We start from the raw sequence: 17,420 nt of genomic DNA, 5'->3' as shown, positions 1-17,420 counted from the left end.
TCGCCCGCGGATAGCAAACCTACCAAAACCTGGCGGTAACGCCGGGTTTCCTGGCATGAAGGGAATTTCATTATGGATATAATGAGAAGTGTTGTGGGTATGGTGGTATTACTGACTATCGCGTTTCTGCTGTCAGTAAATAAAAAGCGTATTAGTCTGCGTACGGTCGGGGCAGCACTGGTGCTGCAAATTGCAATCGGCGGCATTATGCTCTATTTCCCGCCGGGGAAATGGCTGGTTGAACAGGCCGCGCTCGGTGTCCACAAGGTGATGTCATACAGTGACGCGGGTAGTGCATTTATCTTTGGCTCCCTGGTCGGGCCAAAAATGGATGTGCTGTTCGACGGAGCCGGGTTTATCTTCGCCTTTCGGGTGCTCCCGGCCATCATTTTTGTGACCGCGCTGATCAGTCTACTCTACTACATTGGCGTGATGGGGCTGTTGATCCGCATCCTTGGCGGTATTTTCCAGAAAGCGTTAAACATCAGTAAGATCGAGTCATTTGTCGCAGTAACCACGATTTTCCTCGGGCAAAACGAGATCCCGGCAATCGTGAAACCGTTTATTGACCGGCTGAATCGCAATGAGCTATTTACCGCTATCTGTAGCGGGATGGCCTCGATTGCTGGCTCAATGATGATTGGTTACGCTGGAATGGGCGTTCCGATTGACTATCTGCTGGCGGCATCGTTGATGGCAATCCCTGGTGGTATTTTATTTGCGCGTATGCTGAGTCCGGCAACTGAAGAATCTCGCGTCACCTTTGAGAACCTGTCATTTACCGAAACGCCGCCGAAAAGCATCATCGAAGCAGCGGCGAGCGGGGCGATGACCGGGCTGAAAATTGCCGCAGGCGTGGCGACGGTAGTAATGGCATTTGTTGCCATTATTGCGCTGATTAACGGCATTATCGGCGGAATTGGTGGTTGGTTTGGTTTTGGTCACGCCACCCTGGAAGGGATCTTTGGCTATGTGTTAGCCCCGCTGGCGTGGATTATGGGCGTGGACTGGAGCGAGGCGACGCTGGCAGGTAGCCTGATTGGACAGAAGCTGGCAATCAACGAGTTTGTCGCCTATCTCAACTTCTCGCCGTATCTGCAAACCGGCGGAACACTGGATGTGAAGACCATTGCGATTATCTCGTTTGCGCTGTGCGGGTTCGCTAACTTTGGTTCGATTGGCGTTGTCGTCGGCGCATTTTCGGCGATAGCGCCACAGCGAGCCCCGGAAATCGCGCAGCTTGGAATGCGCGCGCTGGCAGCAGCAACGTTGTCAAACCTGATGAGCGCCACCATAGCGGGTTTCTTTATCGGTATAGCATAGTGAGAATAATGCCGGATAAGCGTGGCGCTATCCGGCATTACATTTAAGCTGTTTGCAGCAAATATAAGGCGTTATCTGCCGAAAGGGTTGGGTTGTTAATGCTGACGCTGGCTCGCGATAATGCCGCGCAGGCCATGGCAAAGTGAGCGCTTTCACGGAACTCGCTACCTTCCAGAAAGCTGTACAGCAATCCGGCCATAAAAGCGTCATCGGCGCCAAAACTGTCTACGATCGTATGATTGGGAGGCGTCAGTAAAAATTGTTCTCCGTCCTTTTCGCTGCAAAAAACAGATTCATCTTCCAGACAGACAAAGATCCGTTTTACCCCTTGCTGATGCAGACTATTGACGGCCAGTACGCGATCGGCATCTGAATGGATAGGTTGGCCCCACAAAATCGCCAGCTCTTTCTGCGTTGGTTTTAGCGTATGAATACGCGTAAACCATGTCTTCATTTTTGCCGCTTTGAACTCTGAAACGGTGTCAATGAATACCGGAATATCATCAGCAATAGTAAAGACCCACTCAATGGCTTCGGCGGTCAGATTGCAATCTGCCAGTACGACACCGGAATGGCGGATCAAATCTCGCGATCCGTTCAGCAACTGCGGCGTTAATTGCTGCAGGATATGGGTATCGTTAATTGCCAGTACGGTTTCTTCCTGCTGATTAGCGATCGACAGGTAGGTTGAGGTGTTATGCCCATGCAGGCGTATGCAACTTGCAACGTTAACACCGGCCTGACGCGTTTGTTCCAGCAATGTTTCCCCATAGAAATCACTGCCAACAGCGGAAATTAAGTGAACGTCACGGCCCAGCAGCGCCAGGTTGTGGGCGATGTTGCGTCCTACGCCGCCTGCCGAGCAGTGAATGCTGCCAGGATTAGAGGCTGCCTGAGGATAATGGATGTCTGCAACACCACGAATATCCATGTTGATTGCTCCGACAACCACGCAATAATCCTGTTCGGTAAGGATATAACCTTTACCTTTGATCATGCCTTTACGCATCAAATCCATAATATGCGCAGCGACGCGAGAACGGCTGATTTGCAGAATATCGGCGATTTCATTCTGCTGAATCAACGGATTGCGACGCAGGATCTTAAGGATCTGCTTTTCCCTGTCGTTCATGATTACGCCACCGCTTGTTCTGTTTGCTGGGCTTTCAGCCAGGCAATCTCTTCTGCCCAGATATCCGGATTAATCGTTTCCAGCACCAGCGGAATGCCATCAAAACGATTGTCCTGCATGATCCAGCGGAAAGCGTCGTGGCCAATATTCCCTTCACCTAAGCTGTGGTGGCGGTCGACGCGACTGCCAAACGTGCTCTTGGCGTCGTTCAGGTGCATACCGCGTAGATAGCTGAAACCGACAATACGTTCAAATTCCGCAAACGTCTTTTCGCATTCCTCGACAGAACGCAAATCGTAACCGGCAGCGAAAGCGTGGCAGGTATCAATACAGACGCCAACACGGGATTTATCTTCAACACCATCAATAATGGCGGCAAGGTGCTCAAACTTAAATCCGAGATTGCTGCCCTGTCCGGCGGTATTTTCGATAACTGCCGTAACCCCTTGGGTCTGAGCGAGGGCGATGTTGATAGATTCAGCAATGCGCGCCAGACATTCATCTTCCGGGATCTGCATCAAATGGCTGCCCGGATGAAAGTTGAGCAGCGATAAACCGAGCAGTTCACAGCGCTGCATTTCATCGATAAATGCATCGCGTGATTTTTCCAGCGCATCGCTGACTGGGTGGCCGAGATTAATCAGGTAGCTGTCGTGAGGCAGGATCTGAGCGGAAGTATAGTGATACTTCTCGCAAGCGGATTTGAAATCATCAATGATTTCAGTGGTCAACGCCGCGGCGCGCCACTGACGCTGATTTTTGGTGAACAGGGCGAATGCGGTAGCTTCGATTTCTGCGGCCCGAATAGCGGCGTTAGCCAGACCGCCAGCGGCGCTTACGTGCGCTCCGATGTATTTCATGAATTAAACCCGCCATACTCAAATTCAAAAAAGGAAGAGTATAGCGGGTCAACTAACGTTAGTCGTGATCGTTTATGCCATTAGCGCGTGGATAGCGAAGTTAATCGCACCACCGCCTACAATCAGCCAGACAAACAGCAGTAGCGCCATCAGCAAAGGTTTAGCACCAGCTTTTTTCAGGGCGCTCACGTGAGTGGTTAGCCCCAGTGCGGCCATCGCCATTGCCAGCAGCACGGTATCCAGCGTCACCAGCATACTCACTACCGACTGCGGCAGCAGGTGGAAAGAGTTAAAAATCGCCACCACAATGAACATGATGGCAAACCATGGAATGGTGATTTTGCTCTTCTCACCACCGGTTGCCGGAGACAGTTGTTTTACTCGTGCGGCCAGCAGGATGAGGAACGGAGCCAGCATCATGACGCGCAGCATTTTGGCAATAACCGCGGCGTTTTCAGCATCCGGGTTAATGGCGTGTCCGGCGGCAACAACCTGCGCAACTTCATGCATGGTGGAGCCAATGTAAATCCCGTAAGTCTCGGGAGTAAACCAGTGCGCTAACAGCGGATACATCGCCGGATACAGGAAGATAGCGATAGTACCGAAGATAACCACCGTGGCGACGGCGACCGTCACCTTACTGGCTTCGGCTTTAACGACAGGCTCTGTTGCCAGTACCGCGGCGGCGCCACAGATGCTGCTGCCCGCGCCAATCAGCCAACTGGTGTGACGGTCCAGACCAAACACTTTCTGCCCAAGGAAGCAGGCAATCATGAAGGTGCTGCTGAGCGTTAATATGTCGATTACGATACCGCTGACGCCGACGTCAGCAATTTGCGCGAAGGTAAGGCGGAAACCGTAGAGGATTATCCCCAGGCGTAATAAATGTTGTTTAGCAAACAGTACGCCGCCATCGCAGCTTTTCCAGATTTGTGGATACACGGTGTTGCCGATAACCATCCCAAACAAGATGGCTAAGGTGAGGGCGCTAAACCCGGCACCTGCAACGGCGGGAATGGATCCCCCCCATAAGGCGGCCCCAGTGATAACTGCACTCAGGGCAAGCCCCGGAATAAAATGCCACGCTGTACGACGATGAGTCTGTAAGGTGAGTTCTGTCATATCCTTCTCCTTTATCTGGGTAAAAGAGTACGGCGATGTGGTTTAAAAATAAAATTGATTATATATTTATAATTAATCTATATAAGTGGTATACCCGTCATACTTCAAGTTGCATGCGCGTTGGCTGCGCTCGTTCACCCCAGTCACGTACTTAAGTACGCTCCCGGGGATGCTCTCTCTTGCCGCCTTCCTGCAACTCGAATTATTTAGGGTATAAGTAACGGATATCCGGTGGAAAACGACTATGCATATCACCCTGCGACAACTTGAAGTGTTTGCTGAGGTACTGAAAAGCGGCTCGACGACTCAGGCATCTGTCATGCTGGCATTGTCGCAGTCGGCGGTGAGTGCGGCGCTTACCGATCTGGAAGGGCAGCTTGGCGTACAGCTCTTCGACCGCGTTGGCAAGCGGCTGGTGGTCAATGAGCACGGGCGCTTGCTCTACCCGCGCGCGCTGGCGTTACTTGAGCAAACGATAGAAATCGAACAGCTTTTTCGTGAGGATAATGGTGCGATTCGCGTCTATGCCAGCAGCACCATTGGCAATTACATTTTGCCCGCCATGATCGCCCGCTATCGCCAGGATTTTCCCGATTTACCGCTGGAGCTAAGCGTGGGTAACAGCCAGGATGTGATCAACGCTGTTCTGGATTTTCGGGTAGATATTGGGCTGATCGAAGGACCGTGTCACAGCACAGAAATTATCTCTGAACCATGGCTGGAGGACGAACTGGTGGTGTTTGCCGCCCCATCTTCGCCGCTGACAAAAGGTCCCGTGACGCTGGATCAACTGGCTGCTTCGCCGTGGATTTTACGTGAGCGAGGCTCCGGTACGCGTGAACTGGTAGATTATCTGTTGTTATCGCATCTGCCGAGATTCCAGATGGCGATGGAGTTGGGTAACTCCGAGGCCATTAAGCATGCGGTCCGCCATGGGCTCGGTATCAGCTGTTTGTCGCGTCGGGTCATTGCAGAACAGTTACAGGCGGGTACGCTGAGTGAAGTCCCTGTGCCGCTGCCGCGTTTAGTTCGCACGCTCTGGCGCGTTCATCATCGACAAAAGCATCTCTCTAATGCCATTACGCGCTTTTTACATTACAGCGATCAGGTTGCGCAGGGCGAATAAGGCACTCACTGGCGTAATATCACCTCTATGTATAACGGCGGTTTCGTCTTAACCGCCATGCTCCGCCCATTTTCTGCTTTACTTATAATCCGCGGCCAGTCATGAAGGTCTCTTATAACAGCGCATTTGTGCCGGAAGAAAGCCCTTTCGTCTGCTACAATCGCGCCTCATTTTTTGGATGGATAGCATTTTCACATGGTTTCCGAAACTAAAACCACAGAAGCGCCCACGCTACGTCGTGAACTGAAGGCGCGTCACCTGACGATGATTGCCATCGGAGGCTCCATCGGTACAGGTCTTTTTGTTGCATCTGGTGCAACTATTTCTGCGGCGGGTCCTGGCGGCGCGTTGTTCTCGTATATTCTGATTGGTCTGATGGTGTACTTCCTGATGACCAGTCTCGGTGAACTGGCAGCCTTCATGCCAGTTTCCGGTTCGTTCTCCACCTACGGTCAGAACTATGTAGAAGAAGGCTTCGGCTTCGCGCTGGGCTGGAACTACTGGTACAACTGGGCGGTGACAATTGCCGTTGACCTGGTAGCCGCACAGTTGGTAATGAGCTGGTGGTTCCCGGACACGCCAGGCTGGATCTGGAGTGCGCTGTTCCTCGGCGTTATCTTCCTGCTGAACTACATTTCCGTGCGCGGGTTTGGCGAAGCGGAGTACTGGTTCTCACTGATCAAAGTGACCACCGTGATTATCTTTATCGTGGTTGGCGTAATGATGATCTTCGGTATCTTCAAAGGCGCTCAGCCGGTGGGCTGGAGCAACTGGACGACCGGTGATGCGCCGTTTGCCGGTGGTTTTGCCGCTATGATTGGCGTGGCGATGATTGTCGGCTTCTCCTTCCAGGGAACTGAGCTTATTGGTATCGCGGCAGGTGAATCGGAAGATCCTGAGAAGAATATTCCACGCGCGGTGCGTCAGGTGTTCTGGCGAATCCTGCTGTTCTATGTGTTCGCGATTTTGATTATTAGCCTGATCATTCCGTACACCGATCCAAGCCTGCTGCGTAACGATGTGAAAGACATCAGCGTTAGCCCGTTCACGCTGGTATTCCAGCATGCGGGTCTGCTGTCTGCGGCGGCGGTAATGAACGCGGTTATCCTGACGGCGGTACTGTCAGCGGGTAACTCCGGGATGTATGCCTCAACGCGTATGCTTTACACCCTGGCCTGCGACGGTAAAGCGCCGCGTATCTTCGCCAAACTGTCTCGTGGTGGTGTGCCGCGTAACGCACTATATGCAACTACGGTGGTGGCGGGGCTGTGCTTCCTGACCTCAATGTTTGGCAACCAGACCGTATACCTGTGGCTGCTGAATACTTCCGGGATGACGGGCTTTATCGCCTGGTTAGGGATTGCTATCAGCCATTATCGTTTCCGTCGTGGTTATGTGCTGCAGGGGCATGATGTGCAGGATCTGCCGTATCGTTCTGGCTTCTTCCCGCTGGGGCCGATCTTTGCCTTTGTGCTGTGCCTGATCATCACTCTGGGTCAGAACTACGAAGCGTTCCTGAAGGATAGTATTGACTGGGGCGGCGTGATGGCAACCTATATCGGTATTCCACTGTTCCTGATTATCTGGTTTGGTTACAAGCTGACGAAAGGCACTCATTTCGTTCGCTACAGTGAAATGAAATTCCCTGGACGCGTGAAGAAGTAATCTTGTACCTGCTGGCACCGTGCTAATCCGACCTACGTAAGATAGTGTAGGTCGGGTAAGCCCTCCATGCTGCCATCCGGCAGACAATAACCCCCCCCCCTCGCCACTCACCATGTTCAGTTAACATCTCAGTTTCAGAAAGCATCAACATGTGTTGGCGGGATAATGAACATGCTCTCTCTGAGAAAGGGTTCCGTTCACCTCATGTTCATCGCTTCTCTGTACACTGAACGCCAGTGAACGTGTTAAGGGTGCTATCGCCGCACCCTTAACAATCCCGGCTCCCGGCAGGAAAATTGTTGCTGCGCAATACCCTCCGCTTATTCCTTCAGGCTACCGGGCCGGGCGCGAGGTAGCGTCCTTGCAAAGCGCGCCCTGAGCCAGCATTCATGCTGGCTCTCCCGGCCTTACGGAAACACGTCGGCAATTTTCAGCCGGACCAGCCCACACTTCACCATCTGCGTTTTTTGGTCTGAACAGCAAAACAGATTTAACTGGAAGTCAGAGCGTTGAAGCGATGACTCCGGTCCGGCTGAAAATCGATGAGTCGTTGACGGCTGACCGGGTCTGCCCGCAGGGATGCGGGCAGAGGGGATGGCCTGCAGGGACGCAGGCTCGGCCCCGACCCGACAGGCAGACGGCATAAGACGAATGAATCGCGCAGCGACGATTTTCCCGCCGGGAGCCTGGGATGCAAGGGAGGCGGCGGTGAGCCTCCCTTGCACGTTCACGGGTATCTGTGATTCAGAGAAGTAATACCGCTGAGGTGAACGGAACCCCGTAGCGGAATAAAATATTCTCCATACATGCTTAACTAACAGGCATTAGGCATTCACCTTGCCGGGTTTTTTTTATTGCGCCAGACTTAGAAGCTGTAAGTCAGGCCAACCGTGTAACGACGGCCATCGAGAACGGTGTCGTAGGTGTCATAATCGATTTGCTTATCCAGCACGTTATACACGCCGGCGGTCATCAGCAGATCCTTGGTAGCATAGTAGCGTAAACCAACATCGACCTGCGTATACGATGGCGTACCCTGTGCCATGGAGGTACGGCTCAGGTACTCCGACGTTTTACCGCGCAGATTCAGACGGCTCCAGAAACCGAGATCCTGCGTTGCCTGCCAGTCCAGCGTGGTGTTAAACATATGCTTTGGCATTTTGTTTAATGGCTGACCGGAGAACTGACCGCTTTTCTGCTCAGATTCCGTATAGGTGTAGTTCGCCGTCCAGTTGACGTCGGAGGTGATTTTCCAGCCGAAGGTGGATTCTACGCCGCGCATATTGGCTTTATCGACGTTCACACGATCGCTGACGAAATCATAATGGGTGCCACCGATGGTGCAGGCCGGGTCGGAACTGCTGTTACAGCGACGCACTTCGGTAATTTTGTTTTTGAAGTCGGTATTGAACAGCGTCACGCCCGCGTTGAGGTCGTTGCCGTTATCCCACAATAACCCGATCTCCTCGCTCAGGCTTTTCTCTGGCTTCAGATCCGGGTTGCCGACAATGATCCCGTTCAGACGACCGCCGCCGGTGACCTGCCCCCAACTTGCAGAAGACTGACGCAGGTCCGGTGCGCGATAGCCTGCGGATACGCCACCTTTCAAGGTCCATTGATCGCTCAGATGCCAGACGCCGTAACCGCGTGGTGTCCAGTTGTCGCCGTAGTTTTCATCTTTATCCATACGCAGACCGCCGGTCAGCGCGAAGGTATCGGTAATAGCCCATTCATCTTCAGCAAACAGCGCCCAGCTCCAGCGGGTCAGTTTGTTCAGCCCATCGGCAGCTTGCAACTGATTGCCGTTATCGCGCAGTTTCTCATAACGGTACTGTCCACCTACTGTCAGGGTGTGCGCCCCGAGGAAAATCTGGTTCTGATTGTTAAAGATGGTGTTGTAGGACTTCATCTGGCGACCAGGGTTGTCGGTCTCTTCCTGCTGGATATAGCTGGTGGAGTTGAAGTCGTCGTAATAGCCGCTATGGGTGAGTGAATATGTGGTGTGCACATACTTGCTTTCGCTTTTACTGTTGGGCTTACAGCTTCCGTTGCGGCAGATTTCTTCAGCCCTGGATTTGCCCGGCGTACTGTCACGATCCTGCAGTTCACGTGCGTAATCGAAGTCGATGTCGTTTTTATCATCCGGCGTGAAGTTGAGGGTTAAACCCCCGTTACGCATACGCTGTTCATTGTAGCCATTGAGGATTTCATCTTCGGCACGATGAGAGAATAATCCGGTCACCTTCGCACCGAGTAACCCGTCAATCAGCGGCCCGGACGCATAGGCATTCGTCTGGTAAATATCACCGGAATCCCTGTCTTCCTGGAAAGTGGCATCGCCATGTAAGGAGCCGGTCCAGGCTTTGGTATTCGACACTTTTTTGGTGATGACGTTGATAACGCCACCCATCGCATCAGAGCCGTAAAGCGATGACATTGGTCCACGGATAACTTCGATACGCTCGATGGATTCCAGCGGCGGTAACCAGCCTTGTTCAATCCCTGAGTTATCGCTGTTAGGTCGTGTGCTGCGTGTGCTGATGCGTTTGCCGTTGACCAGGAACAACGTGTATTGCGAAGCCATACCGCGAATACTGATATCGCTGCTGCTGCCGCCACCGGTGACGACGACGCCTGGGACATCTTTTAGCGCATCGGTGACATCGCGATAGGCTTTGTCTTCAATTTGCTGCTTGGTAATAACAGATATCGACGCGGGGGCGTCCTGAATTTTCTGCTCGAAGCCGGTAGCGGTGACGACGACGGTGTCCTGTTCAGCGGCATGGCCGAGTGATGGGAGACTGGCGACGCATACTGCGGCAGCTACAGCCTTAACGTGAGGTATAGTCATTTGTATCATTCCATTTAAATGAATCAAACTGCGCGTCATGTGAAAGGCCATGACAATTGTATGTATTTGTCTTTTAAGGACTCTTTTCAGTAAAGAAGCGAATGGATTGTACAAAAGTATGAATTTTTGTAAACACAAATGATAATCGAAATCATTTGTGTTTGATGTGAATTGAGAGGGAATTATTATTAAATCAATAAGATAAGTGAAAAAGAAAAATGGAGAAAAAGTGAAGGGATGATGGCGAAATGAAGAGGGCTTTCGCCCTCACTCAGGCGTTACTTCAGTAAATATTGCGCATGGAAGCGCAGGTGATCCTCAATAAACGACGCAATAAAGTAATAGCTGTGATCGTAACCCGGCTGGATGCGTAACGTCATCGGCCATGCGGTCTGACGTGCCGTTTCGGCCAGTACCGCGGGCTGCAACTGATCGGCAAGAAACTGATCGTTGTCCCCTTGATCGATAAGCGTCGGAATCGCATCTTCGGGCCTGCTGGCCAACATTAACGCGCAGCTATCCCATTCGGCCCACAGCGATTTATCTTCACCCAGATAAGCGCTAAAAGCCTTCTCGCCCCACGGCACGCGGCAAGGGTTAACGATGGGAGCAAAAGCGGAGATGCTGGTGTATTTCCCCGGATTTTTCAGCGCCATAATCAACGCCCCGTGACCACCCATGGAATGTCCGCTGATGGCGCAACGATCGCTGACGTTAAACTGCGACTGGATCAGTGCCGGAAGCTCATCACGCAGATAGTCATACATGCGAAAATGGCTTGCCCACGGTTGCTGGGTGGCATTGAGGTAAAACCCAGCCCCCTGGCCTAAATCGTAGCCATCATCGTTGGCTACTTGATCGCCGCGTGGACTGGTATCCGGCATCACCAGCACAATACCCAGCTCAGCCGCCACACGTTGCGCACCCGCTTTGGTGGTGAAGTTTTCGTCATTGCAGGTCAGGCCCGACAACCAGTACAGCACCGGAGGCGGGGTATTCTCACGAGGCGGGGGAAGAAAGATGCTGAAAGTCATAGCGCAATTTAACGTGGCGGAGTCGTGACGCCAGCGTTGCTGCCAGCCTTCAAAACAGCGGTGCTCTTCAAGCATTTCCATGCGTGGCTCCTTGTTGTGTTGAACCTGAATATGTTTGCGAATTCATCATAATACAGATTATTCATTGCACTGTGAGTAACTTTCACTTCCGCATTGGGCAAACATACTTCATCATCTATATAACTTTACATTAACACTCAACATCGCCGGGCTGAACGCTACGTGAATTTGATACAGCTGAAAGGCTGTGCCAATTTCAATAATTATCGCGGTGAATACTGGATTATGTGCGCCGCCTCACGCACAATGTTCTGGCTGTGACACAGCCTAAAAACTTTGCCCCATGCAGGGCAGAGGCGCCACACCTGCAGGAGAAAAAGAAATGTCATCACTCAGTAAAGAAGCGGCTTTGGTTCATGAAGCGCTGGTCGCGCGTGGTCTCGAAACACCACTACGCCCGCCCGTGCAGGAGATGGATAACGAAACGCGCAAACGTCTTATCTCAGGCCATATGACCGAGATTATGCAATTGCTCAATCTCGATTTGAGCGATGACAGTTTGATGGAAACTCCGCATCGCATTGCGAAAATGTATGTCGATGAGATTTTCTCCGGTCTCGATTACGCCAACTTCCCGAAAATCACCGTCATTGAAAACAAAATGAAGGTGGATGAGATGGTTACGGTCCGCGATATCACGCTGACCAGCACCTGCGAGCATCACTTTGTCACTATCGATGGTAAAGCGACGGTGGCGTATATCCCGAAAGATTCAGTCATTGGCCTGTCGAAGATCAACCGCATTGTGCAGTTCTTTGCGCAGCGTCCGCAGGTGCAGGAACGTCTGACCCAGCAAATTCTCACCGCGCTGCAAACGCTGCTTGGAACGAATAATGTTGCGGTGTCGATTGATGCGGTGCATTACTGCGTGAAAGCGCGCGGTATTCGCGATGCGACCAGCGCGACCACCACCACTTCTCTGGGCGGATTGTTTAAGTCCAGCCAGAACACGCGTCAGGAATTCCTGCGCGCAGTACGTCATCACAACTGATTAGGGCAGGAGCCATGGAGCGTAATGTCACGCTGGATTTTATTCGTGGCGTCGCCATTCTTGGTATCCTGCTTCTCAATATTAACGCCTTTGGCTTGCCAAAGGCGGCATATCTCAATCCCGCCTGGTATGGCAATATCACCTTATCCGACGCCTGGAGCTGGGCGGTGCTTGATCTCTTCGCACAGGTCAAGTTTCTCACGCTGTTTGCATTGCTGTTTGGGGCAGGGCTGCAAATGCTGCTCCCGCGCGGCAAACGCTGGATCCAGTCGCGGCTTACGCTACTGGTGCTGTTGGGTTTTATTCACGGTTTACTCTTCTGGGACGGCGATATCCTGTTGGCGTATGGCTTAATTGGTCTGATTTGCTGGCGGTTGATTCGCGATGCCCCTTCGGTAAAAAGCCTGTTTAACACCGGCGTCCTGCTTTATCTGGTGGGGATTGGCGTACTGCTGCTGCTGGGCGTTATCTCCGGCGGGGAAACCAGTCGGGCGTGGACGCCGGATGCCTCAGCTTTGCTGTATGAAAAATACTGGAAAGTGAATGGCGGTCTGGAAGCGGTCAGCAATCGCGTGGATATGATGTCCAATAGCTTGCTGGCACTGGGCGCGCAGTACGGCTGGCAACTGGCTGGGATGATGCTGCTTGGCGCAGCATTAATGCGCAGCGGCTGGCTGAAAGGGCAGTACAGTTTGCAGCATTATCGACGTACCGGCGTACTGTTGGTCATTATTGGCATGGCGATTAACCTGCCTGCTATTATCATTCAGTGGCATTTGGAGTGGGTCTACCGCTGGTGTGCTTTCCTGTTACAAGCTCCGCGCGAGCTGGGCGCGCCGTTGCAGACTATCGGCTACGCCGCCCTGATGTTTGGCTTCTGGCCGCAGTTGAGCCGCTTAAAGTGGGTGATTGCCATCGCCTGCGTGGGACGTATGGCGTTAACTAACTATCTGTTGCAAACCTTAATTTGCACCACGCTGTTTTATCAATTCGGCTTGTTTATGAAATTCGATCGGCTGGAGCTGCTCTGTTTCGTCATTCCTGTCTGGGCCGTTAATCTTCTGTTCTCCGTCATTTGGCTGCGTTTTTACCGGCAGGGCCCGGTAGAGTGGCTGTGGCGTCAATTAACCCTGCGTGCTTCAGGGACATCATTACCACGTACATCCAGATAACGATCTGGATCACATTCATTAACAAAATGGATGTAAGCGCTTTCATTCCTGTGACATCACTCACGCAGTCCGTTTCATTGTGCTGACAAAATACCCAGCCTGGGGTGTCTGTGGATAACCGCAATCTAAAACAGGGCAGTGAATATGGTAACCATCCGTGATGTGGCACGACAGTCTGGCGTATCTGTAGCGACCGTTTCCCGCGTACTGAACAACAGTGCGCTGGTGAGTCCCGACACGCGTGAAGCGGTGATGAAAGCAGTCACTCAGTTAGGCTATCGACCTAACGCCAATGCGCAGGCGCTGGCGACACAGGTAAGTGACACCATTGGTGTGGTGGTGATGGATGTATCAGATGCGTTTTTTGGCGCGCTGGTTAAAGCTGTCGATATGGTTGCCCAGCAGCATCAGAAATATGTCCTGATTGGTAATAGCTATCATGAGGCTGAAAAAGAACGCCATGCTATCGAGGTTTTGATTCGCCAACGCTGTAACGCTCTGATTGTTCACTCTAAAGCGCTCAGCGATCGGGAACTGGCAGAGTTTATGGATCAGATTCCTGGCATGGTGCTGATCAATCGCCTTGTTCCGGGTTACGCCCACCGTTGCGTCTGCCTGGATAATATCAGCGGCGCCAAAATGGCGACCCGCATGCTGCTGAATAATGGTCATCAACGCATTGGTTACCTGGCATCAAGCCACCGTATTGAAGATGATGCGATGCGCAAAGAAGGGTGGTTATCGGCCCTGAAAGAACAAGGAATTGATGCGGCGGAAAGCTGGATCGGTACCGGTTCGCCCGATATGCAGGGAGGAGAGTCTGCCATGGTGGAGCTGCTGGGGCGCAATTTGCAACTGACGGCGGTCTTCGCCTACAACGACAACATGGCAGCGGGCGCACTGACCGCGTTAAAAGACAACGGCATCGCCATCCCATTACATCTTTCTATCATTGGCTTTGATGATATTCCCATTGCGCGTTACACCGATCCGCAACTGACAACCGTACGCTATCCCATCGCTTCAATGGCAAAAATGGCGACGGAGCTTGCGCTGCAAGGCGCGGCGGGCACGTTAGATCCTGCGGCGTCGCATTGCTTTATGCCGACACTGGTGCGTCGTCATTCTGTGGCATTGCGGCAGAATGCGGCACCGATCACTAACTCATAAAGTCGAACTATGTAACCGCTTTCAATATGTGAGTAAATTCACAGTATATTAACAATGCGATAGCTATGATGACTCTGTTTGTTGCGCTGTAACTACTATGTAACGGTGAATAATCACTTTCATCGAGGTATTGGTGCCTTAAACAAAAATTAAAGCCAGTTTTTGGAGCGTTGCCAGGCACGGAAGAATTATTTTTAAAAGTGAGCTTCGGCGTTCAGTAACACTTCAGTAACGTTCTGCCTGCCGAGCATTTATCTCAAGTACTACCCTGCATAATAAAACCGGAGATACCATGAATAAGAAGGTGTTGACCCTGTCTGCTGTAATGGCAAGCATGTTATTCGGCGCGGCTGCGCACGCTGCTGATACCCGCATTGGTGTGACGATTTATAAGTACGACGATAACTTTATGTCTGTGGTACGTAAGGCTATTGAAAAGGATGCCAAAGCGGCGCCTGACGTACAGTTGCTGATGAATGACTCGCAGAACGACCAGTCCAAACAAAACGACCAGATCGACGTATTGCTGGCAAAAGGCGTTAAAGCACTGGCGATTAACCTGGTTGACCCGGCAGCTGCAGGCACGGTAATTGAAAAAGCACGCGGTCAGAACGTCCCGATCGTGTTCTTCAACAAAGAACCTTCTCGTAAAGCGCTGGACAGCTATGACAAAGCGTATTACGTCGGTACTGACTCTAAAGAGTCTGGCATTATTCAGGGTGACTTGATTGCTAAACACTGGGCTGCTAACCCGAACTGGGATCTGAATAAAGACGGTAAAATCCAGTTTGTTCTGCTGAAAGGCGAACCGGGACACCCGGATGCTGAAGCACGTACCACTTACGTGATCAAAGAGCTGAACGACAAGGGCATTAAAACTGAGCAACTGCAGTTAGATACCGCGATGTGGGATACCGCTCAGGCGAAAGATAAGATGGATGCGTGGATGTCCGGTCCGAACGCTAACAAAATTGAAGTGGTTATCGCCAACAACGATGCGATGGCGATGGGCGCAGTTGAAGCACTGAAAGCGCACAACAAAACCAGCGTACCGGTGTTTGGCGTGGATGCGCTGCCTGAAGCGCTGGCCCTGGTGAAATCCGGCGCCATGGCCGGTACCGTGCTGAACGATGCCAACAACCAGGCGAAAGCGACCTTCGATTTGGCGAAAAACCTGGCTGATGGCAAAGGCGCAGCAGACGGCACTAACTGGAAAATTGACAACAAAATTGTTCGCGTTCCGTACGTCGGTGTCGATAAAGATAATCTGGCTGAGTTCACTAATAAATAAATCTCCGTCTATGGGCGCAATGTCATTGCGCCCTTAATAACGCGCTTTGCAAGGCCAACAAGGTATATTTATGGTCAGCACACATACTCAGTCGTCAGGCGAATACTTGTTGGAAATGACCGGCATTAACAAGTCTTTCCCCGGCGTTAAGGCTCTTGATAACGTTAATTTAAAGGTCCGCCCGCATTCAATTCACGCCTTAATGGGCGAGAACGGCGCGGGGAAATCCACATTATTGAAATGTCTTTTCGGCATCTATCAAAAAGATTCCGGTAGTATTTTATTTCAGGGTAAAGAAATCGATTTTCATTCGGCGAAAGAAGCGCTTGAAAATGGTATTTCGATGGTCCACCAGGAATTAAACCTGGTATTACAACGTTCCGTGATGGACAACATGTGGTTGGGGCGCTATCCCACCAAAGGTATGTTTGTCGATCAGGAAAAAATGTACCGTGATACCAAAGCGATATTTGATGAGCTGGATATTGATATCGATCCGCGGGCGCGCGTCGGTACATTATCCGTTTCACAAATGCAGATGATCGAAATTGCGAAAGCCTTCTCCTACGATGCCAAAATCGTCATCATGGATGAGCCGACGTCATCGTTAACCGAGAAAGAAGTTAATCATCTGTTCACCATCATTCGTAAGCTGAAAGAGCGTGGATGCGGTATTGTTTATATTTCTCATAAAATGGAAGAAATTTTCCAACTATGTGATGAAATTACCGTGCTGCGCGACGGGCAGTGGATCGCAACCCAGCCGCTGGAAGGGCTGGATATGGACAAGATCATCGCCATGATGGTTGGACGTTCGCTGAACCAACGTTTTCCTGATAAAGAAAACAAACCTGGTGAAGTGATTCTGCAAGTGCGTAACCTGACCTCGCTGCGTCAGCCGTCGATTCGTGATGTCTCGTTTGATTTGCACAAAGGGGAAATCCTCGGGATTGCCGGTCTGGTAGGCGCAAAACGCACTGATATCGTTGAAACGCTTTTTGGTATTCGTGAGAAATCATCGGGTACGATTACGTTACACGGCAAAAAAATTAATAACCACAGCGCCAATGAAGCCATCAACCATGGCTTTGCACTGGTCACGGAAGAGCGCCGCTCGACCGGTATTTATGCGTATCTGGACATTGGTTTTAACTCGTTAATCTCCAATATCCAAAACTATAAAAATAAAGTCGGTCTGCTGGATAATTCCCGCATGAAGAGCGATACCCAGTGGGTGATTGACTCTATGAGGGTGAAAACGCCGGGCCATCGTACACAAATTGGTTCACTTTCCGGGGGGAATCAGCAAAAGGTGGTTATTGGCCGCTGGCTATTAACGCAGCCAGAAATCCTGATGCTGGATGAACCTACACGTGGTATCGATGTCGGCGCAAAATTTGAAATTTATCAGTTGATAGCCGAACTCGCGAAAAAAGATAAGGGGATTATTATTATTTCCTCTGAAATGCCGGAGCTGCTGGGTATTACCGATCGTATTCTGGTGATGAGCAATGGTCTCGTTGCCGGAATTGTTGACACTAAAACGACAACGCAAAACGAAATCCTCCGTCTTGCGTCTTTGCACCTTTAAGATTAGGGGCT

At 51.4% G+C, this 17,420-nt stretch carries 13 protein-coding genes; 8 read left to right on the top strand and 5 right to left on the bottom strand.

Annotated features, from left to right (window positions below; all coding sequences use genetic code 11):
• Window positions 1-72: 72 nt before the first annotated feature.
• Window positions 73-1,323 (top strand): NupC/NupG family nucleoside CNT transporter, encoded by a 1,251-nt coding sequence (locus FOB24_RS16910; protein WP_121529287.1) that lies wholly within the window; start codon window positions 73-75, stop codon window positions 1,321-1,323.
• Between the two features lie 43 nt (window positions 1,324-1,366).
• Here the strand turns inward: FOB24_RS16910 and FOB24_RS16905 are convergent, their stop codons facing one another.
• From FOB24_RS16905 to FOB24_RS16895, 3 genes are all read right to left on the bottom strand, one after another.
• The gene (locus FOB24_RS16905; RefSeq protein ID WP_069323444.1) at window positions 1,367-2,455 is read right to left on the bottom strand and encodes a sugar kinase; all 1,089 of its coding nucleotides are present in this window, start codon (window positions 2,453-2,455) and stop codon (window positions 1,367-1,369) included.
• Between the two features lie 2 nt (window positions 2,456-2,457).
• The gene (gene nfo / locus FOB24_RS16900; RefSeq protein WP_121529286.1) at window positions 2,458-3,315 is read right to left on the bottom strand and encodes a deoxyribonuclease IV; all 858 of its coding nucleotides are present in this window, start codon (window positions 3,313-3,315) and stop codon (window positions 2,458-2,460) included.
• A gap of 72 nt (window positions 3,316-3,387) precedes the next feature.
• A complete protein-coding gene (locus FOB24_RS16895; RefSeq protein ID WP_038642005.1) occupies window positions 3,388-4,437 on the bottom strand; it encodes a YeiH family protein in 1,050 nt (349 codons plus the stop codon).
• A gap of 244 nt (window positions 4,438-4,681) precedes the next feature.
• Between FOB24_RS16895 and yieE the strand changes: the two genes are divergently transcribed.
• Window positions 4,682-5,563, top strand: a complete 882-nt coding sequence (gene yieE / locus FOB24_RS16890; protein ID WP_069323445.1) for a DNA-binding transcriptional regulator YeiE — start codon at window positions 4,682-4,684, stop codon at window positions 5,561-5,563.
• Window positions 5,564-5,758: 195 nt separating this feature from the next.
• Window positions 5,759-7,228: a lysine-specific permease gene (gene lysP / locus FOB24_RS16885; protein ID WP_038642000.1), complete on the top strand. Its 1,470-nt coding sequence runs from the start codon at window positions 5,759-5,761 to the stop codon at window positions 7,226-7,228.
• A gap of 865 nt (window positions 7,229-8,093) precedes the next feature.
• Here the strand turns inward: lysP and FOB24_RS16870 are convergent.
• Window positions 8,094-10,079: a ligand-gated channel protein gene (locus tag FOB24_RS16870; protein ID WP_087855914.1), complete on the bottom strand. Its 1,986-nt coding sequence runs from the start codon at window positions 10,077-10,079 to the stop codon at window positions 8,094-8,096.
• 278 nt (window positions 10,080-10,357) lie between these two features.
• Complete coding sequence (gene fghA / locus FOB24_RS16865) at window positions 10,358-11,194, bottom strand: S-formylglutathione hydrolase (protein ID WP_085047873.1); 837 nt, start codon at window positions 11,192-11,194, stop codon at window positions 10,358-10,360.
• Window positions 11,195-11,516: 322 nt separating this feature from the next.
• Here fghA and folE point away from each other — a divergent pair, with 322 nt between their 5' ends.
• From folE to mglA, 5 genes are all read left to right on the top strand, one after another.
• The gene (folE, locus tag FOB24_RS16860) at window positions 11,517-12,185 is read left to right on the top strand and encodes a GTP cyclohydrolase I FolE (protein ID WP_003027410.1); all 669 of its coding nucleotides are present in this window, start codon (window positions 11,517-11,519) and stop codon (window positions 12,183-12,185) included.
• A 14-nt stretch (window positions 12,186-12,199) separates the two neighbouring features.
• Complete coding sequence (gene yeiB / locus FOB24_RS16855) at window positions 12,200-13,357, top strand: DUF418 domain-containing protein YeiB (RefSeq protein WP_137347649.1); 1,158 nt, start codon at window positions 12,200-12,202, stop codon at window positions 13,355-13,357.
• A 144-nt stretch (window positions 13,358-13,501) separates the two neighbouring features.
• Entirely contained in the window at window positions 13,502-14,527 is a 1,026-nt protein-coding gene (gene galS, locus FOB24_RS16850) for an HTH-type transcriptional regulator GalS (protein WP_038641992.1), read from the top strand.
• Between the two features lie 292 nt (window positions 14,528-14,819).
• Window positions 14,820-15,818: a galactose/glucose ABC transporter substrate-binding protein MglB gene (gene mglB / locus FOB24_RS16845; protein WP_006683804.1), complete on the top strand. Its 999-nt coding sequence runs from the start codon at window positions 14,820-14,822 to the stop codon at window positions 15,816-15,818.
• Window positions 15,819-15,888: 70 nt separating this feature from the next.
• Window positions 15,889-17,409, top strand: a complete 1,521-nt coding sequence (mglA, locus tag FOB24_RS16840; RefSeq protein WP_005129207.1) for a galactose/methyl galactoside ABC transporter ATP-binding protein MglA — start codon at window positions 15,889-15,891, stop codon at window positions 17,407-17,409.
• The last annotated feature ends 11 nt before the right edge of the window (window positions 17,410-17,420 follow it).

The sequence above is a fragment of the Citrobacter werkmanii genome (genome assembly GCF_008693645.1).
Taxonomy (GTDB): domain Bacteria; phylum Pseudomonadota; class Gammaproteobacteria; order Enterobacterales; family Enterobacteriaceae; genus Citrobacter; species Citrobacter werkmanii.
This window is presented reverse-complemented; position numbering and strand designations above follow the sequence as displayed.